General features: G+C 34.8%; 2 protein-coding genes. Both read right to left on the bottom strand.

Translation table 11 applies throughout. The features are described from left to right. Positions 1-88: 88 nt before the first annotated feature. Positions 89-1,147: an IS4 family transposase gene (locus PGW42_RS15745; protein ID WP_270203945.1), complete on the bottom strand. Its 1,059-nt coding sequence runs from the start codon at positions 1,145-1,147 to the stop codon at positions 89-91. Further along, positions 1,148-1,396, bottom strand: coding sequence for a hypothetical protein (locus tag PGW42_RS15750; protein WP_270203912.1), 249 nt, complete (start codon positions 1,394-1,396; stop codon positions 1,148-1,150). Positions 1,397-1,587 lie beyond the last annotated feature (191 nt).

Genomic DNA, 1,587 nt, shown 5'->3' on the forward strand with positions numbered 1-1,587 from the left:
CTTTTTTCATTTTGTTATCTGTTTTTTTGCACGGCAAACAGACAGATGGATTGTACATCTGTCTATAATCCTATATAATGATGAATGGTTATGCTACCCTGTATAGAAAACTTACTGACGCCTGAGGTTTGACTTTCCGAGGGTCTCGACGCCCAGGTCTTATTGGTAATATATGTTTTTCTATCAGTTTAACCACATCAGGTGGACGAAGTTTCCGTTTGCGTCGCAGATATTCTCTGCAAATGTAAATGGCAATAGTAAAGTTCACCTGATTTTTCTTACTTATATTTTCTGTGTGTTCAACTACATATGTTGTAATTAATTCGCAGTAATTATATAAGGTCAATCTTGCAAATATTTCTTGCTTTATGTAATCCACTTTTTTGGCATGAAAACTAGTTAGCCCTATAGCATATTTCAATTCACGAAATGATGTTTCTATGCCCCATCTTAAGTGATATAATTCCTTAAGTTTTTCTGCCGAAAAGCAAAAACGGTCCAAGTTTGTAATTACCGTTTCGTAGGAATCATCTGCTATTTTAAACCTTGCAATTCTAAAGGAGATAGGATAATCCTCTTTGCTTCCTATTGGAAGATAATCAAAGGTTTGTACTGTTGGCATGAATTTATATCCTGCTTGTTTCTTTGACTTAGTTTGATTTCGTGTCAGAATCAGATTGATATCCATATCAAAAACTGCCGTTTGTGGAAGTTCTAAGCCTGATGCAATGCCATTGCTGTGAACATCTTTTATTCTAATCAAAAATTTCCAGCCTTTTTCTATTGCGTGAGACATAATGTTATAGTTTTCATATCCTCTATCAGCAATTAATATAACTTTGTCCAATGTCACCCTTTCTATCATTTGAATGCATGCTCTGTGTTCTTGATACGTAGAGGCAGTTTGAACCAATGCATCAATATAAGTTCTGTTTAAAACATCATACAGGGCATTTAGATGTAAGTGATTACCGGCTGCACCAAGTTGATTTGATTTCCAAAGAGTTTCCGGGTCGTTTAGATTCGGTGCAATAGTTAGATTGCTGCCATCGCAAGCCAAAAGTTGATATCCCTCATATAAGTTTTTTGTTTGAGCATTTTCTTCTGTAAACGCATGAAATAAGTATTCAAATGCTTCTGGTAGAATTTAAGCCCGCTGCTGTGTATACGCTGAAACAGTAGGAGCATTCACATCAAAATCGAAAAAATCCAAGAGTTCTTTATTCAGCGTGCAACCGCCGGAATTCATGGTAATGCCAACACATGTCTTAAAATTAATTTTGCGGTTTCTTGAAAAATCAGTATCTGGATTTTTCAAGAACAAAGATGGATTTCTTGCCAATTCTGAAATTAGATTTTCTAGTGAAACCGTAACCTTTTCAATATAGTGACTCATAATGTATCCTCCTTGCAATCAAGATATTCCTTAATTACAAGGGCCGCTTTCGCAACCTTAATATATATCGGTAGCGAAAGTGGCCGCACATTCTATCTTGTTTGTCAACTATTTTTACAAAATAAAAAGACTCCTATATTATTTCTAATATAAGAATCTAATTATTTTTCCTTAACTTAATGACATTGGGT

Origin of the sequence: Coprococcus sp. TM115-187 (genome assembly GCF_027679115.1) — a bacterium.
Classification (GTDB): domain Bacteria; phylum Bacillota; class Clostridia; order Lachnospirales; family Lachnospiraceae; genus Allocoprococcus; species Allocoprococcus comes.